The following is a 24,766-nucleotide window of genomic DNA, read 5'->3' as shown; positions in this document are numbered from 1 at the left end:
TTGAGAGTTGTTTTAGAAAAAGATAATTGTTAAGAATAAATAATAGATATTTAGTTAAAGGAGGATGCATTATGGCTACAATAAATTGGTTCCCAGGGCATATGAAAAAAACAAAAAGAGAAATTGAAGATAATTTAAAGCTTGTTGATGCTGTAATAGAAATTAGAGATGCTAGAATTCCAAGAAGTTCTGCAAATCCAGATATAGATAAACTTTGCGCAGGTAAACCTAGAATAATTTTATTAAATAAAAGTGATTTGACGGAAGCAAAAGTAACTAAAGATTGGATAAAGGAATTATCAAATGAAAATGTTAAGGTTTTAGAAGTTAATTGTTTAAAAGGTCAAGGATTACAACAAATAAAGCCTGCATTATTAGAATTATTAAAAGAAAAGCATGAAAGAGCTAAAGCTAAGGGATTAGTTAAATTTATGATGAGAGTTATGGTAGTTGGTGTACCTAACTGTGGTAAATCTACATTTATAAATAAAATGGCAAGAAATAATATTGCTAAAACAGGAGATAGAGCTGGTGTTACTAAGAGTAAGCAATGGATAAAGACAGCACTTGATATGGAAATGTTAGATACTCCAGGTGTATTATGGCCTAAATTTGAAGATGAGAGAACTGCATTAAATTTAGCATTCACAGGAGCTATAAAAGATGAAATAATGGATATAGAAGAGTTAGCACTTAAACTTGTTGAAAGACTTCAAGAATATTATCCGGATAGATTAATAGAGAGATTTGGAATTACAGAAATACAAGAAAATCCATTAGATAACCTTGATGCTATTGCAAGAAAAAGAGGTTGTATCATGGCACGTAATGAAATTAATTATAATAGAATTGCTGTAATGCTTATTGATGAATTTAGGGGTGGAAAGCTTGGTAAAATATCTTTAGAGCGTCCAGATGATGTTTTTGAAGAAGCTAAAACTGAGATGAAAGAAGAAACTGAAAAAGAAAGAAAAAGAAGAATAAGAAAAGAAAAGAGAAATGAAAAGAAAAAGGAAAAAAGATAATGGATATATTAACTATGGATATTAGCAGTTTAAGCTATAAAATTGTTAAAGAAAAAGTTGATGAAATTAATGTCAATGAATTACATGATTCTCAAGAGTTAATTAATATTATAGATATATTAAAAGCTGATAAACGAAAGAATATCAATGCTTTAGGTGATAAGCTTCAAAGAGCTAAGGAAAAGATTAAAAATGAAATCAAAAGAGTAAGAAGTATGTATAATTTTGATAAGTCTTTTGAGGGATTTAATATCATTGCTGGAGTAGATGAGGTTGGTAGAGGACCGTTGGCAGGGCCAATTGTATCATGTGCTGTGGTATTAGATTTAAATGTAATAGATGAAGAGTTGATTTTATGGATAAATGACTCTAAGAAGCTGAATGAGAAGAAAAGAGAAGAGTTATCAGAAGTTATAAAAGAAAAGTCCTTAGCTTATCATATTGCTTCTCGTGATTCGAAAGAAATAGATGCTAGGGGAATTGGTGTTTGTAATAATGAGGTATTTCTTGAAGCATGCAACAACTTAGAAGTTAAACCGGATTTAGTTTTATCTGATGGATATACAGTAAAGGGAATAAAAATACCTAATAAATCTGTAATTAAAGGAGATACAAAATCTGCATGTATAGCAGCAGCGTCTATAGTTGCAAAAGTATATAGAGATAACTTAATGAAGGAATATTCAAAAAAATACCCATATTATGCTTTTGAAGAAAATGTAGGTTATGGTACGTCTAAGCATATAGAAGGTCTTAAACAATACGGACCAACAGAAATACATAGAATGTCATTTTTAAATAATATATTATCACATTAATATGCCCTAAAAGCATCTTCTATATGATTAATAATATGAGATGAGTTTAGGTTATTAAATATTATTTCAATTATATCGTATCTAATATTGTAATCAAAATATTTTTTGGAAATTGAATATAATTTTGAAAGTTTAATAATTTGATTTTGTTTATAGTAGGTAACAGACTCTATTGGGGAACCAAATGAATTTGAGTACCTACTTTTTATTTCGCAAAAAATTAGCAGATCTTTATTCATACACACAATATCGATTTCACCAAATCGATTTCTATAATTCATATTTAAAATTTTATATCCTATAGAAATTAAGTAATCACGAGCCAAGCTTTCACCAAAATCACCAATTAGCTTATTATAATTATTCAAAAAATCACCTCCTATTTTAATGATAGACTATGAAGTTATTTTTATTCATTTAAGGTTAAAGAAATAAAACATTGTCAATAATGAAGAAGAACTATTGAAATATGAAGGGATTGTGATTTGAAAACATGGCTATAAAAATAATAAGTGCAACTCATAGAGGGTTAGATGGAGTATTGATTAATGTAGAAGTAGATATAACAAAAGGTATACCTACATTTAGTATAGTTGGATTGCCAGATACATCAATTAAAGAATCTAAGGAAAGAGTCAGGCTTGCAATTGTAAATAGTGGTTATGAATTTCCTTTGGGGAGAATTACTATAAACTTAGCTCCGGCTGATGTAAGAAAGATAGGGACACTTTTAGATTTGCCCATTGCACTTGGAATTTTAATGGCTTCAGGGCAAATAGGAGAGAAATCATTAGATGATTATATTATATTTGGAGAATTATCATTAAATGGTGAATTAAAAGGTGTTAAAGGAGCTGTACCTATAATTTTTGAAGGCGATGTTAATGAAAAGAAAAACTTCATATTTCCGTTAGAAAATTTAAGAGAAATGAGAAGTTTTGTATTAGGAAATTTTTATCCTTTTAAAACTTTAAATCAGGCAATTTCATTTATTGAAAATAATGATTTACTTCCTTATAAAGAAGATGGAAAAAGTGTTACAAAGGAAATATATATTAATAAATTTGAAGATATTATTGGGCAGTATACATCAAAGCATGCAATGGAAATAGTTGCAGCAGGGAGGCATAACATTATGCTTTTTGGTTCGCCTGGGTGTGGTAAAACAATGCTAGCAAAAGCTTTACCTTCAATATTACCACCTATGAGTTTAGAAGAACAAATTGAGGTTGCAAAGATTTATAGCGTATCAGGAATGTTGAGTGATGGATATGAGATGTCAAGGCCATTTAGAGCGCCACATCATACTATAACTAAAACTGCTTTGATTGGAGGAGGAAAGGATATTAAAGCAGGAGAAATAACACTTGCACACAATGGGATATTATTTTTAGATGAGATTTTAGAGTTTAAAAAAGAAATTTTAGAATTATTAAGGCAACCATTAGAAGATAGAGTTATAAATGTTTCAAGGTTAAAAGAAAGTTATACATTACCTAGTAATTTTATTTTGGTTGGAACATTTAATCCATGTCCCTGTGGAAAAATGCTTGATTATGATTCTATGTCAGTATGTACTTGTAGTGAGATTGAGAAGAAAAGATATATTAATAAAATGTCTAGAGCATTATTAGATAGAATTGATATATTAAATTTTGTTCCGAGAATAAAACCTACAGAGATTTGTGGAGAAAAAGATAAAATTAATTCTGACAATATGCGACACAGAGTAATACTTGCACGAGAAATTCAAAAAGAAAGGTTTAAGGGAACAAATTATAGATATAATTCGGAGGTAATTGGGAAAGATGTTTTAAGGATGTGTAATTTAAGTAAAGAAGGAAGAAAGGTCCTTGAGTCGTATTACAAAAAGTATGATATTACACTTAGAGGATATACCAAAATAGTTAAAGTAGCTAGAACAATAGCGGATTTAGAGTGTAAAGATGAAATAATGGATTATCATATTATTGAAGCAATAGGATTTAGGAAAAATGTTTTTGGTGAAATAATTTAAAGAGAGGTATACATAGATGGATAAGTATAAGGTATGGTTTATTTTAACTAAGATAAGTGAAGAAGCAAAGGTAAAATTAATAGAAAAGTATAATAATGAAGAAAATATTTATAATAATATTGATAATATAATTAATAAGAATGAAATAAATAAGGTTTTTATATCACGGTTGAAGCATATAAATATTATTGATGAAGAAGCTTTTCAAGAATATTTATATAAAAATAATATAAAGTATGTAACATTAGCATCAGAACAATATCCTAAAAAGTTAAGGTATCTTGATAATCCACCTTATGTATTATTTTATAAAGGTGATTTATCATTAGTGAATTATAAAATGGTAGCGGTTGTTGGTTCGAGAAAAAATACTATTTATGGAGAACAGGTTGCCAAATTTATTGCTAATGAGTTATTTGATATTTCTTATGGTGTGGTAAGTGGTGTGGCAGCAGGAATAGATTCTATAATGCACAGACAGATACTTAGCAGGGGTGGAAAAACAATTGGGATTTTAGGGTGTGGAATAGATGTAGTTTATCCTAGGTTCAATAAAAAATTATATGATCAAATTGCAAATGAAGGATTATTAATTTCGGAATTTTTACCTGGAACTAAACCGTTATCTTATAATTTTCCTCAGCGCAATCGAATTATAAGTGGTTTTAGCGAGAGGGGAGTAATAGTTGTAGAGGCATCAAAGAAAAGTGGTTCCTTAATTACAGCAAACTATGCTTTAGATGGCGGAAAGGATGTTTTAGCAGTACCTGGACCTATATTTAATGAAAGTAGTGCTGGATGCAATTTATTAATACATGAGGGAGCTGTTCCTTTTTTAGGAAAAGAAGATTTATATAATTTTCTTAATATAATTAAAAAAGAAGAAAAAAATAATAAAAAAAATAGCATAAAAGTGAATTTGTTAGATATAATAGGGAAAGAACCTATCCATATAGATAAAATAATTGGAAGTGTAAATATTGACAGAATAGCTTTATTTGAGTTATTATTTGAAATGCAAAATGAAAATGAAATTATTTGCCTACCAGGCAATTATTACGTAAAGATTAGTTAGATGTTTTAGGGGGGTAAAAGCTCCTAAGCAATATATAGGAGTTGATGGTATGGGTCAGAATCTTGTTATAGTAGAGTCACCTGCAAAAGCAAAAACAATAAGTAAGTATTTGGGAAAAAATTATACGGTTGAAGCATCAATGGGTCATGTTAGAGATTTACCTAAAAGTAAATTAGGTGTTGATATAGAAGATAATTTTACTCCGAAGTATATAACGATAAGAGGAAAAGGTGAATTAATTACTAAATTAAAGAAAGCAGCTAAGAAAGCAGATAAAATATATCTTGCAACCGACCCCGATAGAGAGGGAGAGGCTATTTCTTGGCATTTAGCAAATATTTTGAAAATTTCTGAAGAGGAAACTTGTAGAATAGTTTTTAATGAAATTACGAAAGGCGCTGTAAAGGAATCTATCAAAGCAGCAAGAAAAATTAATTTAAATTTAGTTGATGCTCAACAAGCTAGAAGAGTCTTAGATAGATTAGTTGGTTATGAAATAAGTCCGATACTTTGGAAAAATGTAAAATGGGGACTAAGTGCAGGGAGGGTTCAGTCTGCAGCTTTAAAATTAATATGTGATAAAGAAGAAGAAATTAAAGCTTTTGAGCCAAAAGAGTACTGGACTGTAGATTGTGTTTTAAAGAAGGAAAGAAAAAAGTTTCCTATTAAATTAACAAAATACGAAAATAAGAAGATAGAAATTAGCAATGAAAATGAAGCTAATAAAGTAATAAATGATCTAAATGAAAATGAATATAGGGTAGAAAAGGTTAAAAAAGGAAGCAGACTTAAAAATCCACTTCCACCGTTTACAACAAGTACGCTTCAACAAGAAGCTGCTAAAAAATTAAACTTTATTACCAAAAGAACAATGTCTATAGCTCAAGCTTTATATGAAGGTGTAGATGTTAAAGGATTTGGTACGGTTGGACTTATAACTTATATGAGAACTGATTCTGTAAGAATTTCAGAAGAAGCTCAAGGAAAGGCAATTGAATTTATTAAAGAAAGTTATGGAGAAGAATATATACCAGAGAAGTTAAGGGTATATAAAGGTAAGAAGAATATTCAAGATGCTCATGAAGCTATTAGACCATCTCATATAGAAATAACGCCAGAAATAGCAAAGGCTAATTTAACTCCTGAGCAATTTAAGTTATATAGCTTAATATGGAAAAGATTTATTGCAAGTCAAATGGCATCCTGTGCATTAAATACAAATAGCATTGATATTGTTAATGGAAAATATAATTTTAAAGCTTCTGGATCAACAATAAAGTTTGATGGGTTTATGAAAGTATATGATTATACAACAGAAGATGATGAAAATGATGTATTGTTACCAACCTTAGAAGAAGGTCAAGTATTAGAACCTGCATCACTTGAAGGAAAGCAACATTTTACTCAACCACCTGCAAGGTATACAGAAGCTTCTTTTGTTAAATTACTTGAAGAAAAGGGAATTGGTAGACCAAGTACTTATGTACCTACAATTTCAACTTTATTAAGTAGAGAGTATGTAATAAGAGAAAAGAAAAATTTAATTCCGACTGAATTAGGATTTATTGTAAACAATATAATGTCAGATTATTTTAAACAAATAGTTGATGTAGATTTTACAGCAGGAATGGAAAGAAAGCTGGACTATATTGAAGAAGGAAATGAAGAGTGGAAAAAAGTTGTTGGCGAATTCTTTGAACCATTACAAGTTGCTATAGAAAAAGCAGAAAAAGAAATTTCTAAGGTTGTAATTGAAGATAAAGTAAGTGATGTTCCATGTGATAAGTGTGGAAGGATGATGGTTATAAAGAAAGGTAGATACGGAACATTCTTAGCATGTCCAGGATATCCAGAATGTAAAAATGCAAAACCTATAGTTGAAGAGCTAGATGTACCATGTCCTAAGTGTGGTGGTAAAATATTAGCTAAAAGAAGTAAAAAAGGTAAAAAGTTCTTTGGATGTTCCAATTATCCTAACTGTGATTTTGTAAGTTGGAATGAACCAATTAAAGAGCCATGTTCTAAATGTGGAAGTTATATGACAATGAAGTTTTCTAAAACAAAAGGAAATTATGCGATTTGTTCAAATAGTGAATGTGGAAATACTATACCTTTAGAAAATGACAAAAAAGAAGAATAAAATATAACCCCTAATAAAGCTGATTGTCGAAAGAATGTAAAATATGTTGTAAATAAAAAGTTATTATGATACTATAAAATATAAGAGATATTATAAGATTTTGATTATTTAGAAAATTAACATTTATAAGATAAGAAGTATGATGGGGGGAGTATTTAATTGTCATCATTATTAAATAAAACGAGAAGATTAAATAAAATTTTACAAAAGGGTGGAGCTGATCCAGTAGTATTTGATGATATATGCAATCTTTTGAGTGAAGTACTAGAATGTAATGTATATATTATTAGTAGAAAAGGAAAAGTTTTAGGACATACTTTTTCAACGGATTTTGAATGCGAAATAATGAAAAAATATGTTTTGGATGAAGGTAGGTTTCCTTTAGGATACAACGAAACTTTACTAAAGATTACAGAAACTTTAGCAAATTCAAAAAGCAATGGAAATTGTGTTTTTAAAGGTGAGGGAGTCTGTGAAGTGTCTAACAAAATTTCTACTATAGTACCTATAATAGGTAATAGAGAAAGAATGGGGACATTACTTTTGGCTAGATTTGGGAATGAGTTCACTGAAGATGATTTAGTATTAACTGAACATAGTGCAACTATAGTTGGAATGGAAATGTTAAGAGCTAAACAAGACGAGTTAGAAGACGATGCTAGAAAGAAAGCTGTTGTCCAATTAGCAATTGGAACTTTATCTTATTCTGAATTGGAAGCTGTTGACCATATATTTAATGAATTAGATGGTAACGAAGGTTTATTAGTGGCTTCTAAGATAGCAGACAAGGTTGGAATTACAAGAAGCGTAATTGTTAATGCTTTAAGAAAATTCGAAAGTGCTGGTGTGATTGAGTCAAGATCATTAGGGATGAAGGGAACTCATATCAAAATTTTAAATGAAAAATTAATCGATGAGTTAAAAAAGATTAGATAAAAGTAAATTGAGATTATACTATAGTATAATCTCTTTTGTATATAAAAGAGATTATAAAGAAGTAAAGGCTAAAATGGAAGTTGATAGTTAAAAGTTAGTTTATTATATTTGTTGAATTGTTTATAATTTTATATTTTGGGAATAATAAAAAAGATAATTATTATAAAAAAGGTAGTATATTAGTGTTAAGAAGTGATAAAATTATAGTGAATTTATTCTTTTATGACGTGAAAGATAAAATATACAAAAAATATGTTGCTAGTATAAGAAGCTTGTGATATACTAACTTAGGTAATAAAATACGCACACAGCCCAATTTATAAAGTTGGTGCCTGAATTGGGAAGCTTTATAAGAATGAAGGTTGTGGAGGAAAAACCAGGAGGTAACAAAATGTCAGTAATATCAATGAAACAATTATTAGAAGCAGGCGTTCACTTTGGACACCAAACAAGAAGATGGAACCCTAAGATGGCTCCATATATATTCACAGAAAGAAACGGAATATATATAATCGATCTTCAAAAGACAGTTAAGAAGGTAGAAGAAGCTTATAACTTCATCAGAGAAGTATCAACAGAAGGAAAAGACATTCTTTTCGTTGGAACTAAGAAACAAGCTCAAGAAGCTATCCAAGAAGAAGCTATAAGATCAAACATGCACTATGTTAACAACAGATGGTTAGGTGGTATGTTAACTAACTTCAAAACTATCAAAACTAGAATCAAGAGATTAGAAACTTTACAACAAATGGAACAAGATGGAACATTTGAAGTTTTACCTAAGAAAGAAGTAATCAAATTAAAGGGTGAAATGGAAAAATTACAAAACAACCTTGGTGGTATCACTAACTTAGATGTTAACAACATCGGAGCTATGTTTGTAGTTGACCCAAGAAAAGAAAAGAATGCTATATCTGAAGCAAAAATCTTAGGAATTCCAGTAGTAGCTATCGTAGATACTAACTGTGACCCAGAAGAAGTTGATTACGTAATCCCAGGAAACGATGATGCTATCAGAGCTGTTAAATTAATAACTGCTAAACTTGCTGATGGAATTATCGAAGGAAGACAAGGCGAACAATTAGCTGAGTAATAATTTTAAGAGGTAGGTGAAGGAAACTTCATTTACCTTTTAACCTAAAATAAGGTTTACATTTAATGTCAAGGAGGAATTTAATAATGATAACTGCTAAATCAGTTAAAGAATTAAGAGAAATGACTGGCGCAGGAATGATGGACTGCAAAAAGGCTTTAGTTGAAACTGAAGGAGATATAGAAAAAGCTGTTGAATTTTTAAGAGAAAAGGGATTAGCTGCTGCTGCTAAAAAAGCTGGTAGAGTTGCTGCTGAAGGTATCGTTAAGACTTTCGTTTCAGCTGACAAGAAAACTGCTGCTATGGTAGAAGTTAACTGTGAAACTGACTTCGTTGCTGCTAATGAAGAATTCGTTTCATTTGCAACTAAAGTTGCAGAAATGGCTGCTAGCACTTCAGCTACAACTGTTGAAGAATTAGTTGCTGAAAAGTTTGATGGTGAAGCTACTGTAACTGAAGCTTTAACAGCTTTAATTGCAAAATTAGGCGAAAACATGACAGTAAGAAGATTTGTTAAATTCAACATAGAAAACGGTGCTATAGCTAGCTACATTCACGGTGGTGGAAGAATCGGAGTTATGGTAGAAGTTGCTAGTGAAGCTACAGATGTTGCAGTTTTAGAAGAAGTTGCTAAAGAAGTTTGTATGCAAGTTGCTGCTGCAAATCCATTATTCTTAAGCAGAGAACAAGTAGATAACGAAGCTTTAGAAAAAGAAAAAGAAATCTACAGAGTTCAAGCATTAAATGAAGGAAAACCAGAAAAGATCGTTGAAAAAATGGTAATGGGAAGAATTCAAAAGTATTACAAAGAAGTTTGTCTTTTAGATCAAGCATGGGTTAAAGATGGAGATAAGTCAATATCTAAATTCTTAGAAGAAAAATCTAAAGAAGTTGGTTCTCCAATAACTGTTACAAGATACGCTAGATTCGAAAGAGGAGAAGGTATCGAAAAGGTTGAAGAAGACTTCGCTGCAGAAGTTGCTAAGACTATGGGTATGTAATATCGAGAGAACACTTTTGTGTTCTCTTTTTTTAAGGAAAAGAGTACATATATACCACAAGGAGGGATTACAATGGCAAATATCGCATATAAAAGAGTAATGTTAAAAATTTCAGGGGAAGCTTTATCTGGAGCCAATGGATTTGGTTTTGATTTTGAAGTAGTTGGAAGAATTGCAAGAGAAGTTAAAACTTTAGTTGACATGGGTGTAGAAGTTGGTTTAGTTGTAGGTGGAGGAAACATATGGAGAGGTAGAACTGGTGAAGGTATGGATAGAACTACTGCTGATCATATGGGGATGCTAGCTACTTGCATTAATGCACTTGCATTACAAGATGCATTAGAAGGAATAGGGGTCATGACACGTGTTCAAACTGCAATAGAAATGAAAGAAATAGCTGAACCTTTCATAAGAAGAAGAGCTGTTAGACACCTTGAAAAAGGAAGAGTTGTAATCTTTGGAGCTGGATCAGGAAATCCATATTTCTCAACTGATACTGCAGCAGCATTAAGAGCAGCTGAAATTGAAGCTGATGTTATATTATTAGCTAAAAATGTTGATGGTGTATATGATAAAGATCCAAATAAGTTTGCAGATGCTAAAAAATATGATAAACTTACTTATATGGAAGTAATCGAACAAGGATTACAAGTTATGGATACAACAGCAACTACATTATGTATGGATAATAATATTCCAATACTAGTTTTCGGTATAAGTGAAGAAGGAAATATTAAAAAAGTTATGGAAGGTCAAAAAATAGGTACAATCGTATCTAAATAATAGGGAGGTATATATGATTAAAGAAGTTTTAAACACTGCTGAATCTAAAATGCAAAAGACAATATCTGTATTATCATCAGATTTAACTACATTAAAAGCTGGAAGAGCTAATCCAAAGATGCTTGATAGAATTCAAGTTGAAGCATATGGTGGATTATGTCCAATAGAGCAAGTAGGTAATATATCTGCTCCAGAACCAAGAATGTTAGTTATAACTCCATGGGATAAATCTTTATTAAAAGATATAGAAAAAGCAATTTTAAAATCAGATTTAGGAATCAATCCTTCTAATGATGGATCTATAATAAGATTATTAGTTCCTGAATTAACAGAAGAAACAAGAAAAAATCTTGTGAAAAATGTTAAAAAATTAGGTGAAGATGCAAAAGTAGCAATAAGATCTATTAGAAGAGATGCTAATGAAAAAATTAAAGCATTAAAGAAAGACGGACATATTTCAGAAGATGAAGTTAAAAAAGGTGAAGATGCTGTTCAAAAGAAAACAGATCAATATGTTAAAGAAATAGATTCACTAATTGTAGCTAAGGAAAAAGAGATTATGTCAATTTAAAACCTGCTATTTAGCAGGTTTTTTTCTTAAGTGTAATTATTAAATTTTATTCATAAATATTACTTTACACTTTAAATATGATATGATTTATTTAAAATAAAGTGGAGGCAGAAGGAATGTTAAGTTATTTTAAGGCTAATAAGAATGTACAAGAAAATAATTTTGAATTAGATTTTGATAATATACCTCAACATATAGCTATAATTATGGATGGTAATGGTAGATGGGCAAAAGCGAGAAATTTACCTAGAACTATGGGACATAAAGCTGGTGTAGAAACTATTAGAAGGGTTATAAAAGAAGCTGATAGGCTAGGTGTAAAATATATTACTTTATATGCATTTTCAACTGAGAATTGGAAAAGACCAAAAGATGAAGTTAATGCTTTAATGAAACTTTTAGTTCAATATTTAAAAAGTGAAGTAAGTGAACTACATAAAAATGGAGTAGTTTTAAGAGTGTTAGGTGATATTAATGCACTTGCAGATGCTTGTAGAAGAGAAATAGAAGAAGCTATAGAATTAACTAAAAATAATACAGGATTAGTATTAAATTTTGCTTTTAATTATGGTGGAAGAGATGAAATAATAAAAGCAGTAAAAAATATCATAGACGATGTGCAAGAAGGTAAAATTAGTAAGGAAAATATAAATCAAGAATTATTTTCAGATTATTTATATACTAAGAATTCACCAGATCCAGATTTAATAATTAGACCATCAGGAGAACAAAGAATAAGTAATTTCTTATTATGGCAATGTGCTTATTCTGAATTTTGGTATTCAAATGTAAATTGGCCTGATTTTTCAGAGAAAGATTTACAAAAAGCTATATATGATTATCAAAATAGAGATAGAAGATTTGGTGGAGTATAGCATAGGAGGGAAAGTATGAAAATTAATAGTAGATATATAGGTGCAGTTGTACTTGCCCCACTACTAATATTTGTGCTTTTAGGCGGATTACCATTAAAATTATTCACTATAGCATTATCAGTATGTGGGTTATACGAGTTTTATCATGCCTTAAAGACTAAAGAAATTAAGAGTATTCCAATAATAAGTTACATTTTATTAGTAGTTTATTACGCACTAAATAATAATTTTGAATATATGATGTATATTTTAGTTATAGCAATTGTGTTAGCTTTAATAATACCAATTATAGATTTAAAATATTCATTTATAGATGTTGCAGTAACATTCTTAGGATTCATATATGTAGTAATTCTTTTTAGTTTTATTCCATTAGTAAATTCTAAAGTTAATGGTGAATATTTAGTATGGTTAATATTTATTGGTTCATGGGTTTCTGATACTGTTGCATATTATTTCGGAAGATTATTTGGTAAGCACAAATTATGTCCAAAGGTTAGCCCAAAGAAAACTATTGAAGGATCAATAGGAGGATTTTTAGGTGGAACACTTGGATGCGGTATATTTGGAATTATAGTAAGTAGTTATGTCCCAGAAGTTAATGTTATTCATTTCTTTTTAATTGGTGCTTTATGCGGAATAATGGGTCAATTTGGTGACTTAGTTGCTTCATCAATTAAAAGATATGTAGGATTAAAAGATTATAGCAATTTAATTCCAGGGCATGGTGGAATATTAGATAGATTTGATTCAATCCTATTTAATGCAGTTGTAGTATTTTATTATTTAACTTTTGTAGTAGGAATTTAAGTTTAATGGATACAATAGAAATAAACTATTGTATCTTTTTTTATTTAAATGAAAAGTAGTCTAAAAAATATATAAATATAATAAATTAATAGTATGAAATAATATAAACTGAGTTACTGTAGTAGGGATAAGGAGGTAAAATGAGAATATATAATGGTTATAAAAAACATTATCAATATCAAGTACTAGTTAATTTATTATTATTACTATTTCTTTTTATTATAATAGCTTTTGCTATTAAGAATTATTTTAAACCATTTTTATCAATTATTATTTTATTAATAATATGCACTCCCATTTATGATTTAATGAAAAAAGTATTTCAGAAGAAAGAAATTGCAGGAGCCTTAACAATCTTGATAATAAATGTATTGATGTTTTGTTTCGTATTTTATTTTGGAAATTCAATTATAGATTTAGTTCAAGGCTTTTACATAAATCATATAAATGACTTAAAGGAATGGCTTAACACAATTAAAGTTATATTTAATATAGATTTAGGAGAATTGTTATATAATGGATCACAAGGATTACCATCAGTAACTTCTTTTAAAAGTAGCTTAGCACTTACAGGTCAAGGAATAATATCATATATAATAGCAAATATAACTGTATATTTTATTTTAGTTGATAAAAGGTTATTTTTAAAGTTATTAAATTGTTTATTACCCTATGATGTTGTGGAAACTATAAGAGAGAAAAAAAATAATTTAGGTGAAGTAGTAAAAATTGAAATTAAGTTAGTCATTATATGTATGATAATTACAATTATAGGGTTTAAAATACTAAGAGTTCCTAGTGCGATGTTTTTAGGTATTATATGCGGAATTTTAGATATTTTGCCATATGTAGGAACTATAATTGTATTTATTCCAATTATAATATACAATATAATAATGAAGAAATACTTACTAGTTGTTGGATTGATAGCTTTATACTTATTATTACAGGTAGTAAGAGAGATATTAGAATTGAAATTCTTAAGCTCTAAGTTAGATATCCATCCATTAGTAGTAATGTTATCTATGTATATAGGAGCAGAAGTCTTTGGAATAATAGGAATATTCATAGGTCCTATATACTGTTTAATAGCAAAAGATTTAATATATGAAGGAACATTGTAGGAGGTATAAATGAAAAGTATTTCAATTTTAGGGGCAACTGGTTCCATTGGGACACAAACTTTAGACGTAATTAGAAATTCAGGGGGGACGATTAACCTTATAGGAATTACTGCTAATTCTTCCGTTGATAAGATTAAAGAAATAATTAAAGAGTTTAAACCTAAATATGTAGGAATGATGGAATTAAATTCTGCTAAAGTTATTGAGGAGTTTTGTAATGAAAACTATCCAGAAATTAAAGTTTTTAGCGGAATTGATGGATTAATTAAAATTGCAACATTAGATGAGATTGATACGGTAGTTACTTCTGTTGTGGGAATGATAGGATTAAAACCGACTATGGCTGCAATAGAAGCAAAAAAGGATATTGCTTTAGCTAACAAGGAAACACTAGTTGTAGCAGGGGAACTTGTTATGAATAAAGCAAAAGAAAATAATGTTAAAATATTACCTGTTGATTCAGAACATAGTGCTATTTTCCAAAGTTTAAGTGGATATAAGAATAAAGATATTAATAAAATAATATTAACTGCTTCAGGAGGTCCATTTAGAGGAAAGAACTTAGAAGACTTAAAAGATGTGACAGTAAAAGAAGCACTAAAACATCCAAAATGGAATATGGGGCAAAAGATATCTATAGATTCTGCTAGTCTTATGAATAAAGGATTAGAAGTTATAGAAGCTCATTTCTTATTTGATACTGATTATGACAATATTGAGGTTGTTGTTCATCCTCAAAGTATAATTCATTCAATGGTTGAGTATAAAGATGCAAGTATTATAGCTCAAATGGGAACCCCTGATATGAGGTTACCAATACAATATGCATTAAATTATCCAGAAAGAAAAGGAATGATTGCAAAACCACTTAATTTTTATGAAGTAGGGTCATTAACGTTTGAAAAACCAGATTTAGATACTTTTAAGTGCTTAAAATTTGCATACGATGCAGGTAAAATTGGAGGCCTTGCACCTACTATTTTAAATGGTGCTAATGAAGAAGCAGTAGCATTATTATTAGAGGAAAAAATAAAGTTCTTACAAATAGCAGAAATAATAGAAGAGTGTATGAATGTATTTAAAGAAAACTATTATGATAAACTAACTTTAGAAAATATTGTAGAGTTAGATAAAAAGGTAAGAAAATATATAAGAAATAAATGGGAGTTAGGAGTGAAGTAAGTGTATATTATAATGGCAATATTGGGCTTTAGTTTATTAATTATTGTTCATGAGTTAGGGCATTTTATTATGGCTAAAGTAAATGGTATTAAGGTGGAAGAATTTTCAATAGGAATGGGGCCAGAGATTTTATCTAAAAAAGGTAAGGAGACTCAATATTCATTAAGACTATTTCCTATAGGAGGATATGTTAAAATGCTTGGTGAAGAGGAAGATGTTGAAGATGAAAGAAGCTTTTCTTCAAAATCACCATTAAGAAGAATTACAGTTATTTTAGCTGGTGTTACAATGAATATTATTTTTGCGCTTATAGCATTTTCTATAATAATTAGTAATAGAGGATATACAGAAACAACAATAAGTAAATTAGAACCAGATACTCCTGCAATTGAATCAGGCTTACAAGTAGGAGATAAAATATTAACAATAGATGGTTCTAAAGTATTTACAACTACAGATGTATCAATGGGAATTCAACTTTCTAAAGGGAATTCTGTTGATTTAGTAGTAGATAGAAATGGAAAAAAGGAAAATATTACAGTTACACCAAGGTTAATTGAACAAGATGGAACAGAAATGTATCAAATAGGATTTTATTATACACCTGTAGAAAATCCAACAATACTTGAATCTATAAGAGAGTCGTTTAATGAGACAATTTCATTAGTAACACAAACATTTAAGAGCCTTAAGATGATGGTTACTGGAAATGTAAACTTTAAAACAGATGTTGGTGGACCGGTTACTATTATTAAAATGTCAGGGCAAGCAGCTAAAAATGGATTAATGACATTGACATATTTCTTAGCATTCATTAGTATTAACTTAGCTGTATTTAATTTATTACCTTTCCCGGCCTTAGATGGTGGATGGACTGTAATATTATTAATAGAGCTAATAACAAGAAGAAAGGTTCCGGATAAGATTGTTGGAGCAGCAAACTATGTAGGGTTTATGATTTTAATGGGCTTTATGATTGTAGTAACATTAAAAGACATATTATTCCCTATTAGTTTATAGGAGCGAGGAAAAATGGAAAGAAAAATTACAAGAAAAGTTAAGGTTGGATCTGTTTATGTTGGTGGAGATGCACCAGTTTCGATTCAATCTATGACTAATACAGATACAAGAGATGTAGAAGCAACTTTAAATCAAATAAGAGCATTACATGTTGCTGGGTGTGAAATAATAAGATGTGCAGTACCAGATATGATTGCAGCGGAAGCAATTAAGGATATTTGTGCAGGATCACCAATGCCTGTAGTAGCGGATATACACTTTGATTATAGATTAGCTTTAAAGTGTGTTGAAAATGGAATTAGTGCAATTAGAATTAATCCTGGTAATATTGGTAATGTAGAGAGAGTAAAAGCTGTTACGGAAGCATGTAAAGCTAAAAATATTCCAATAAGAATTGGAGTTAATTCAGGTTCTTTAGAAAAGGATATTTTAGAAAGAGATGGAAAGCCTACAGCAAAGGGATTAGTTGAGTCTGCATTAAGACATGTAAAGATATTAGAGGAACTAAATTTTTATGATATAGTAATATCAATTAAATCTTCTGATGTTCCTATGATGATAGAGGCATATAGATTAATGAGTACAAAATGTAACTATCCTCTTCATTTAGGGGTTACGGAATCAGGAACTGTTTTTAGAGGAACTATTAAGTCTACACTTGGAATAGGTACATTATTAGCTGAAGGTATAGGAGATACTATAAGAGTATCCTTAACTAGTGATCCAATAGAAGAAATTAAAGTAGCAAAGGAAATGTTAGTTGCTTTAGGCTTAAGAAAGCAAGGTATGACATTTGTATCTTGTCCAACTTGTGGAAGAACTCAAATAAACCTTATAAAAATTGCAGAAGAGGTAGAGAAGAGGCTTGAGAACTGTAATAAAAATATTAAAGTTGCAGTTATGGGATGTGTTGTAAATGGTCCAGGAGAAGCGAGAGAAGCCGATATTGGTATTGCAGGTGGAAAAGGTGAAGGATTAATCTTCAAAAAAGGTGAAATAATTAAAAAGGTTAAAGAAGAGAACCTTATTGAAGAATTAATGAAAGAAATAGAAAATTTATAATAATATAACTTGCTCCGAGATTAATCTAATATATAGAGTAATCTCGGAGCTGTTTTTATGAATTTATTTAAAAAAATATTGACTTTTTTCGACAGTCAAGTATATAATTACTTCAAGAAAACTAGTCCTTTAATATTAATCCAGAGAGATTAAAAAGGTCGGATATTTTACGACAGATAAAGTTTTAAATATGATGAAAATAAATTGAATAAATATATTTATATCATATTTAATTTTAAGTAGTAACGACCTTTCTATAAAAAAGAAAGGTCGTTTTTTAATACCTTAGGCGCTGGTTTCTAAATTTTATGTTTAAGGAGATTTAAAAATGGAGAGTAATGTAAATAATGAGGATCATGATTATGCATTAGGTCATGTGCATAGTAAAGATAAGAAAGGATTTCTTTCGATGTTTGTAGTAATGCTTGGATTCACATTTTTCTCAGCAAGTATGTTAACAGGTGGAAATTTAGGGATAGGCTTATCATTAAAAGAATTTTTCATAGCGGTATTATTAGGAAATTTAATTTTAGCTTGTTATACAGGATTGTTAGCATATATAGGAGCCGATACAGGGCTTTCAATGCATTTACTTGCTAGGTATTCATTTGGAGAAAAGGGTTCATATCTTGCATCATTTATAACTAGTATTACACAAATAGGATGGTTTGGTGTTGGAATAGCAATGTTTGCAATACCAGTAGCAAATAGATTTAATATAAACTTATATTTATTAGTGGCAGTAACAGGATTATTAATGACAGCAACAGCTTATTTTGGAATGAAGTCTTTAACAATATTAAGTGCAATAGCAGTACCGGCAATAGCTATATTAGGAAGTACATCAGCAGTGATGGCAACTAATTCAGTAGGTGGAGTACAAGGGTTAATGAGTATTGAGCCAACTAGTAAGATGGCAATGGTAACAGCAGTAACTTTATGTGTTGGTTCATTTATAAGTGGAGGAACAGCAACACCTGACTTTGCTAGATTCTCAAAGAATAAAAAAGTGGCAGTTGGAACAACAGTAGTGGCTTTCTTTATAGGAAATTCTTTAATGTTCTTATTTGGAGCAGTAGGGGCAATGGTTACAGGAAACTCAGATATAGCAGATGTAATGTTCTCACAAGGTTTAGTAATACCAGCAATATTAGTTTTAGGGTTAAATATTTGGACAACTAATGATAATGCAATTTATACATCGGGACTTGGATTATCAAACATAACTAAGTTACCTAAAAAACAAATGGTAATCATAGGGGGACTTATAGGAACAGTAGGAGCAATATGGTTAAACAATAACTTTACAGCATTCTTAACATTCTTAAACTCAATGTTACCTCCAGTAGGTGGAGTAATAATAGCAGATTATTTCTTTATAAAGAAAAGAAAGTATGGTAATATTGAAAATGTAAAATTTAAAAATGTAAACTGGATAGCAATAATAGCTTTCTTAGCAGGTTTTATTGTTGCAAATGTTGTAACAGTTGGAATAATAGCTGTAAATGCAATAGTTACAACAATGATAGTTTATGTAATAGGAACAAAAATAACTGAAAAATAAGGTGATGATGATATGTTAATTAAAAGAGTAAAACTTTTAGATAGAGAAGGATTATTTGACATAAGAATAGTAGATGGAAAATTTACTGAAATAGCAGAGAATTTAGAAGTTGTAAATGATGAAGAAATTATAGAAGGAAATGGAGCTCTAGCTTCTGCTCCTTTTATAGAACCACATATACATTTAGATACTACTTTAACAGCTGGAGAACCAGAATGGAATAAAAGTGGAACTCTTTTTGAAGGAATAGAAAGATGGTCTCAAAGAAAAGAATTTTTAACTAAAGAAGATGTTAAAACTAGAGCTAAAAAAGCTATAGAATGGCAAGTAGCTAATGGAATTCAATTTATAAGAACTCATGTTGATGTTACTGATTCAAGCTTAATTGCATTAAAAGCAATGATAGAAGTAAGAGAAGAAGTTAAAGATTATGTTACATTGCAAATAGTAGCATTCCCTCAAGAAGGAATACTTTCTTATCCTAATGGAATTGAACTAATAGAAGAAGCTATAAAGTTAGGGGCTGACGTAATAGGGGCTATACCTCACTTTGAATTTACAAGAGAGTATGGAGTAGAATCTATTAATAAAATATTTGAATTAGCTAAAAAATATAATGTATTAGTAGATGTTCATTGTGATGAAATAGATGATGAGCAATCAAGATTTTTAGAAGTAGTAGCTACAAGAGCTTTAGAAACAGGTCTTAAAAATAAGGTAACAGCTAGTCATACTACAGCAATGGGATCATATAATGATGCATATACATATAAGTTATTTAGGTTGTTAAAAATGTCTGGAATAAACTTTGTTTCAAATCCTTTAGTAAATACTCATCTTCAAGGAAGATTTGATACATATCCTAAGAGAAGAGGTATAACAAGAGTTAAAGAATTAAACGAAGCAGGAATAAATGTTTCGTTTGGGCATGATGATATTTTTGATCCATGGTATCCTATGGGAACTGGCAATATGATAGAAGTAGTTCATTTTGGGTTACATGTATGCCAAATGATGGGCTATGATGATATAAATGAATCATTAAAGTTTATATCTACTAATAGTGCAAGAACATTAAATATTGAAGAGGTATATGGAATAGAAATAGGTAAACCAGGGAATTTAATATTACTGAATGCTGAAAGTGGTTATGATGCTGTTAGAAGAAGAGCAGAAGTTTTATATTCAATAAGAGAAGGTAGAGTTATAGCTAAGACTATACCAAGTAAGTCATTTATAACTGTAAATGAAGAAAAAGAAGTAACATTTAAAAGATAGTAGAAATAAAAATAGATGAATTGCAATAAATTCATCTATTTTTATTTTTTTTATTATATTTAAAATTAAAGAAATTAATTTATTTAATATTTTAATTCGTTCTACATATATTGTTAGTAAAATAAAATATTTACAAAAATGGAGTGATTTAAAGATGGATGATAATGCCCTGATATTGATTGTTGTTATTGCTATTCTTATTATTATGTCAGCTTACTTTTCAGCTACAGAAACAGCTTTTTCTAGTTTAAATAAAATTAAGTTAAAGAACTTAGCTGTAAATGGAAGTAAAAGGGCCGAAAGTACATTAAATCTCGCTAAAAAGTTTGATAGCATACTTTCAACCATATTAATAGGTAATAATATAGTGAATATAGCATCAGCATCAATAGCTACTATAGTTTTTACTAAATATTATGGAGATGCTGGTGTAACAATTTCAACAATCGTTATGACTATAGTTGTATTAATATTTGGGGAAATATCTCCTAAAAGCTTATCAAAGGAGAGTCCTGAAAAATTTGCAATGTTTTCTACACCAATATTAAAAGTATTGCTTATTATATTTACCCCACTAAATTTTGTGTTTGGGTTATGGAAAAAGGCTATTTCTAAGGTGATAAAAGTTGAAGAAATTCCAATAGAAGTTGAAGAAGAATTATTGACTATTGTAGAAGAAGCTGAAATTAGAGGTGGAATAGATGAACATGAAAGTAAGCTTATACGTTCAGCTATAGAATTTAATGATTTAGATGCAGATCAAATACTAACTTCAAGGGTTGATTTAATTTCAATATCTAAAGAAGCTACAATAGAGGATGTTAGAAAGGTTTTTAAGGAAAATAAATTTTCTAGAATTCCTGTTTATGAAAATAATATAGATAATATAATTGGAGTTATTCATGAAAAAGATTTTTATGATGCATTAGATGAAAAGAAAGTTAATATTGATAGCATTATAAAACCAATAGTATATGTAACATCAAATACTAAGATTTCAGAGCTTTTAAAGAAGTTTCAATATCTTAAAAATCATATGGCTGTAGTAATAGATGAATTTGGTGGAACCATGGGTATTATAACACTTGAAGATGTCTTAGAAGAACTAGTAGGTGAAATATGGGACGAGCATGATGAGGTAGTAGAATATTTTAAAAAGATAGATGAAGATAAGTATTCTGTTATGTGCAGTGTGTCATTAGCAGATTTTTTTGAAGAATTTAATATGAAGGAAGAAGTAGATGATTTTGAAGTACAAACAGTTAATGGATGGGTTATAAGGGAGTTTGGATATTTGCCTAAGATTGGAGAAAGTTTTGTATATAGGAATTTAAATATTTTTATTTCTAAAATTGAGGAGAGAAGAGTAAAAGAAATAAGGGTTGAGATAAACCAAGAACAGCAATGTAGTTAAAGTTTGAATAAAGAAAAAATGCAATTGAGATTAAACTCTCAATTGTATTTTGTTAATTTTAAAAGATTTTTAAAATTAAATTTAGTTACATAACATAAGTTTTAATTTATTATTAATAGGAAGTATAATTGATTGGAGCAAAAGATGAAAGTAAATATGTTCATGCCGAAATATATGTTAACTTTTAAATGCATTGGATCAAAATGTATAGATACAGGTTGGGCAGGATAGGATATAAATATAGATGAAGATACATATAAAAAATATAGTAATTGTACTGGGGAGTTTAAAGCGTTAGTAAAGTGGAAATTTAGAGAAAATAAAAATAGTGATGATTATTTTAATAAAGGTTTTATGATTTTGAAAGAATTTAAAAATATACTTGAAGGTAATGTGTAAATAATAGAATTAACAATGGAGAAGAGCTGAGAGTTTATAAAAGAATTCTTGTTTTTTTATTTTATGATATAATTATTTAATAGAGATTTGATTTATAGGGGGAGAGAATGAATGTATTATGATTGTGGATTTACAAAGGAAAATAAATGGTTTAGATATCGTGCTGCAGCGATCATTATAGAAAATGGATGTGTTCTTTTTGCAGGAAATGAAAGAGAAAGTTATTATTATTCTATTGGTGGTGGAGTTCACATTGGAGAATCTGCAGAAGAAGCTGTAAAGCGTGAAGTATTAGAAGAAACTGGTGTTGAATATGAAGTTGAAAGATTAGCATTTATACATGAAAATTTCTTTGGTGGAGATGGTACTTTAGAAGGTAAGCAATGTCACGAAATAGCTTTATATTTCTTAATGAAACCTAGAGGAACACAAGAATTAAATAGTAATAGTTATACTCAAGGTGTGAAAGAAAGTATGTATTGGTTACCTATAGATAAGTTAAGTGAGTATAGAGCATATCCAACATTTTTTAAAGAGAAATTAAAAAATTTAAAAAATGAAGTTGAGCATATTGTTACATATCAATATTAAATAAAATATAAGAAGAGGATATAAATGGACAAGATTATTTATAAAAAATTGAAAGAAGAAGAAATAAACGAAGAATTATTTTCAAAATTTAATAGGTATCAAGAAGTAAAAAGATGTTGGAGAAAACATGAAGATAAGTGGAGATTAGAGAATATTCCCTTTATAGAACAATGGAGTAAAGAAGAATATAGATTTTTAGTAAAATGTTTAAAAAATACTATAAGAACAAAAGGCATTGTTGTAGGAGCATTTAATAAGGAAATTTTAATAGGATTTGTTTCTATCGAAAGTGAATTATTTGGGGCACATAAGGAATATGTACAATTATCATCTATTCACGTTTCTTATGAAAGTCGTGGTAGAAGTATAGGTAAGGGGCTTTTTATAATTGCAATTCAAGAAGCAAAATTACTAGGTGCAAAAAAGCTATATATTTCAGCTCATTCTTCAGAAGAGTCACAAGCATTTTACAAAGCAATGGGATGTGTTGAGGCTGAAGAGTATAATGAAGAAATTGCATCTCAAGAACCTTGCGATTGTCAGTTAGAATTTATTTTATAGTTACCAGTTAATTTAGAGGTTATTGTAGTAAAAAGTACAATAACCTCTTTGTATTTTAAATACATATAATGGAAAAGAGAAAAAGTATATGTTACAATAAGTAGTAATGATTGATTAAAAATTATTATAATATGGTGAGGAAATAGAGTATGGGAATGAATGATGAAAAAGAAATAAAATTAGAAACTGAAAGATTAATATTAAGAGAATTTAATGAAAATGATTTTGCAGCAGTTAATGCTTATGCTTCTGATATAGAAAATATTAAGTATATGATATGGGGACCAAATTCAGAAGATGATACCGTTGAGTTTTTAGTTGAATGTATAGAAAATGCTAATAGAAATCCTAGAAAGCAATATGATTTTGCAGTTACTTTAAAGGAGACAGGAAATGTAATAGGGGGATGTGGCATTTATTTAAATGATACATTAGATCAAGCAATGTTAGGATGGGTCTTACATAAGGATCATTGGAAAAAGGGATATATGAGCGAAGCGGGCAAAGAATTAGCTAGATTTGCTTTTGAGGAATTAAAACTTCATAGATTATATGCTACTTGTGATGCAGAAAATTATGGTTCTTATCGTGTTATGGAAAACATAGGGATGAGAAAAGAAGGACATGCTATTAAAAATAGAAAAGTTATCGGTTATAAGAATGAATATCATGATGAACTTTTTTATGGAATTTTGGAAGAAGAATGGAAAGCAAAACAGCAAAAGAGTTAGAGATATAACTATGAGAATACAATAGGGTAAGAATATTAATAAAATTAAGGGAGGAGAAAAGTAATGAAAGTTGCTTTGAAAAAATGCACATTAAATGATTTATTTACACTTAAGGGATTATCAGTAATTAATTATGTGGATACATATGGTCAAGATAAAACACCTAAAAGTATGGCAAAATATATAGATAAAAGATTTAGTGTTGAAAAGCTAAGTCGTGAATTAATAAATGAAAACTCATTATTTTATTTCATGTATATAGATGACATGTTATGTGGGTATGTAAAATTAAATAAGTATAAAGCTCAAAAAGATATTAAAGCTCCAAAGTCAATGGAAATAGACGGGATTTATATATTAAAAGATTACCAAGGTAAAGGTTTAGGAAAGGAATTTCTTAATCAAATAATTAAAATTGCAAAAAATGATAGTAAAGAATTTATATGGATAGGGATATGTGAAAAAAATATTAAAGCAATTTCATTTTATAAAAGAAATGGATTTAAGGAGATTGGTAAACATTCTTTTAAAGTAGGGGAAGAGCTACAAAGTAAATTTATAATGCATAAATATATAAAGTGAAAAGTATAATTTGTTATATATTAGTATAAAAGGTTAATTGAAATTAGGGAATAAATAGTAGATATATTAAAAAATAAATGATAAACTAGGTATGAGAATTGAATTCTCGTACCT

General features: G+C 29.1%; 24 protein-coding genes and 1 pseudogene. 24 read left to right on the top strand and 1 reads right to left on the bottom strand.

The genetic code is table 11. The annotated features are described in order from the left end of the window. Positions 1-71: 71 nt before the first annotated feature. Both ylqF and I4V63_RS02145 read left to right on the top strand, forming a co-directional pair. Complete coding sequence (gene ylqF / locus I4V63_RS02150) at positions 72-1,025, top strand: ribosome biogenesis GTPase YlqF (RefSeq protein ID WP_195999664.1); 954 nt, start codon at positions 72-74, stop codon at positions 1,023-1,025. Continuing rightward, a complete protein-coding gene (locus I4V63_RS02145) occupies positions 1,025-1,843 on the top strand; it encodes a ribonuclease HII (RefSeq protein ID WP_195999663.1) in 819 nt (272 codons plus the stop codon). Before ylqF ends, I4V63_RS02145 begins: the two co-directional genes overlap by 1 nt. On the opposite strand, the gene I4V63_RS02140 is transcribed toward I4V63_RS02145, so the two are convergent. Then, positions 1,840-2,211, bottom strand: coding sequence for a YraN family protein (locus I4V63_RS02140; RefSeq protein ID WP_195999662.1), 372 nt, complete (start codon positions 2,209-2,211; stop codon positions 1,840-1,842). The two genes, I4V63_RS02145 and I4V63_RS02140, sit on opposite strands and share 4 nt — an antisense overlap. A 125-nt stretch (positions 2,212-2,336) precedes the next feature. Between I4V63_RS02140 and I4V63_RS02135 the strand changes: the two genes are divergently transcribed. From I4V63_RS02135 to I4V63_RS02035, 22 genes and pseudogenes are all read left to right on the top strand, one after another. Next, positions 2,337-3,860: a YifB family Mg chelatase-like AAA ATPase gene (locus tag I4V63_RS02135; protein WP_195999661.1), complete on the top strand. Its 1,524-nt coding sequence runs from the start codon at positions 2,337-2,339 to the stop codon at positions 3,858-3,860. Positions 3,861-3,876: 16 nt separating this feature from the next. Continuing rightward, entirely contained in the window at positions 3,877-4,935 is a 1,059-nt protein-coding gene (gene dprA / locus I4V63_RS02130; RefSeq protein ID WP_195999660.1) for a DNA-processing protein DprA, read from the top strand. A 49-nt stretch (positions 4,936-4,984) separates the two neighbouring features. Continuing rightward, on the top strand, positions 4,985-7,075 hold the full coding sequence (topA, locus tag I4V63_RS02125) for a type I DNA topoisomerase (RefSeq protein ID WP_195999659.1): 2,091 nt from the start codon (positions 4,985-4,987) through the stop codon (positions 7,073-7,075). Positions 7,076-7,234: 159 nt separating this feature from the next. Next, positions 7,235-8,011 carry a GTP-sensing pleiotropic transcriptional regulator CodY gene (codY, locus tag I4V63_RS02120; RefSeq protein WP_195999658.1) on the top strand — a complete coding sequence of 259 codons (777 nt, stop codon included), beginning with the start codon at positions 7,235-7,237 and terminating at the stop codon, positions 8,009-8,011. Positions 8,012-8,402: 391 nt separating this feature from the next. Beyond that, positions 8,403-9,104 carry a 30S ribosomal protein S2 gene (gene rpsB, locus I4V63_RS02115; RefSeq protein ID WP_195999657.1) on the top strand — a complete coding sequence of 234 codons (702 nt, stop codon included), beginning with the start codon at positions 8,403-8,405 and terminating at the stop codon, positions 9,102-9,104. An 86-nt stretch (positions 9,105-9,190) separates the two neighbouring features. After that, positions 9,191-10,105, top strand: coding sequence for a translation elongation factor Ts (gene tsf, locus I4V63_RS02110; protein ID WP_195999656.1), 915 nt, complete (start codon positions 9,191-9,193; stop codon positions 10,103-10,105). Positions 10,106-10,177: 72 nt separating this feature from the next. Beyond that, positions 10,178-10,888: a UMP kinase gene (pyrH, locus tag I4V63_RS02105; protein WP_042396561.1), complete on the top strand. Its 711-nt coding sequence runs from the start codon at positions 10,178-10,180 to the stop codon at positions 10,886-10,888. 13 nt (positions 10,889-10,901) lie between these two features. Then, a complete protein-coding gene (frr, locus tag I4V63_RS02100; RefSeq protein ID WP_195999655.1) occupies positions 10,902-11,459 on the top strand; it encodes a ribosome recycling factor in 558 nt (185 codons plus the stop codon). 116 nt (positions 11,460-11,575) lie between these two features. Beyond that, the gene (locus I4V63_RS02095; protein ID WP_195999654.1) at positions 11,576-12,334 is read left to right on the top strand and encodes an isoprenyl transferase; all 759 of its coding nucleotides are present in this window, start codon (positions 11,576-11,578) and stop codon (positions 12,332-12,334) included. A gap of 15 nt (positions 12,335-12,349) precedes the next feature. Continuing rightward, positions 12,350-13,144 (top strand): phosphatidate cytidylyltransferase, encoded by a 795-nt coding sequence (locus I4V63_RS02090; protein ID WP_195999653.1) that lies wholly within the window; start codon positions 12,350-12,352, stop codon positions 13,142-13,144. Between the two features lie 140 nt (positions 13,145-13,284). Then, positions 13,285-14,268, top strand: a complete 984-nt coding sequence (locus I4V63_RS02085) for an AI-2E family transporter (protein ID WP_195999652.1) — start codon at positions 13,285-13,287, stop codon at positions 14,266-14,268. 9 nt (positions 14,269-14,277) lie between these two features. Beyond that, the gene (dxr, locus tag I4V63_RS02080; RefSeq protein ID WP_195999651.1) at positions 14,278-15,450 is read left to right on the top strand and encodes a 1-deoxy-D-xylulose-5-phosphate reductoisomerase; all 1,173 of its coding nucleotides are present in this window, start codon (positions 14,278-14,280) and stop codon (positions 15,448-15,450) included. Next, positions 15,451-16,470: an RIP metalloprotease RseP gene (gene rseP, locus I4V63_RS02075; RefSeq protein ID WP_195999650.1), complete on the top strand. Its 1,020-nt coding sequence runs from the start codon at positions 15,451-15,453 to the stop codon at positions 16,468-16,470. 12 nt (positions 16,471-16,482) lie between these two features. After that, entirely contained in the window at positions 16,483-17,532 is a 1,050-nt protein-coding gene (gene ispG, locus I4V63_RS02070) for a flavodoxin-dependent (E)-4-hydroxy-3-methylbut-2-enyl-diphosphate synthase (protein WP_195999649.1), read from the top strand. A 328-nt stretch (positions 17,533-17,860) separates the two neighbouring features. Further along, positions 17,861-19,096 (top strand): cytosine permease, encoded by a 1,236-nt coding sequence (gene codB, locus I4V63_RS02065; RefSeq protein ID WP_195999648.1) that lies wholly within the window; start codon positions 17,861-17,863, stop codon positions 19,094-19,096. 12 nt (positions 19,097-19,108) lie between these two features. Beyond that, positions 19,109-20,374 (top strand): cytosine deaminase, encoded by a 1,266-nt coding sequence (gene codA, locus I4V63_RS02060; protein ID WP_195999647.1) that lies wholly within the window; start codon positions 19,109-19,111, stop codon positions 20,372-20,374. Positions 20,375-20,528: 154 nt separating this feature from the next. Then, positions 20,529-21,788, top strand: a complete 1,260-nt coding sequence (locus I4V63_RS02055) for a hemolysin family protein (protein WP_195999646.1) — start codon at positions 20,529-20,531, stop codon at positions 21,786-21,788. Between the two features lie 144 nt (positions 21,789-21,932). Continuing rightward, positions 21,933-22,157 (top strand): annotated as a pseudogene (locus tag I4V63_RS15550) (lysine-N-methylase); the annotation flags it as partial. 141 nt (positions 22,158-22,298) lie between these two features. Next, positions 22,299-22,778 (top strand): NUDIX domain-containing protein, encoded by a 480-nt coding sequence (locus I4V63_RS02050; protein ID WP_195999645.1) that lies wholly within the window; start codon positions 22,299-22,301, stop codon positions 22,776-22,778. 24 nt (positions 22,779-22,802) lie between these two features. Beyond that, positions 22,803-23,339 carry a GNAT family N-acetyltransferase gene (locus I4V63_RS02045; RefSeq protein ID WP_195999644.1) on the top strand — a complete coding sequence of 179 codons (537 nt, stop codon included), beginning with the start codon at positions 22,803-22,805 and terminating at the stop codon, positions 23,337-23,339. A 149-nt stretch (positions 23,340-23,488) separates the two neighbouring features. Next, positions 23,489-24,070, top strand: a complete 582-nt coding sequence (locus I4V63_RS02040; RefSeq protein WP_195999643.1) for a GNAT family protein — start codon at positions 23,489-23,491, stop codon at positions 24,068-24,070. A gap of 63 nt (positions 24,071-24,133) precedes the next feature. Continuing rightward, entirely contained in the window at positions 24,134-24,652 is a 519-nt protein-coding gene (locus I4V63_RS02035; RefSeq protein WP_195999642.1) for a GNAT family N-acetyltransferase, read from the top strand. Positions 24,653-24,766: the final 114 nt, after the last annotated feature.

The organism is Clostridium sp. 1001271B_151109_B4 (genome assembly GCF_015670405.1).
In the GTDB taxonomy this organism is placed as follows: domain Bacteria; phylum Bacillota; class Clostridia; order Clostridiales; family Clostridiaceae; genus Clostridium.
This window is presented reverse-complemented; position numbering and strand designations above follow the sequence as displayed.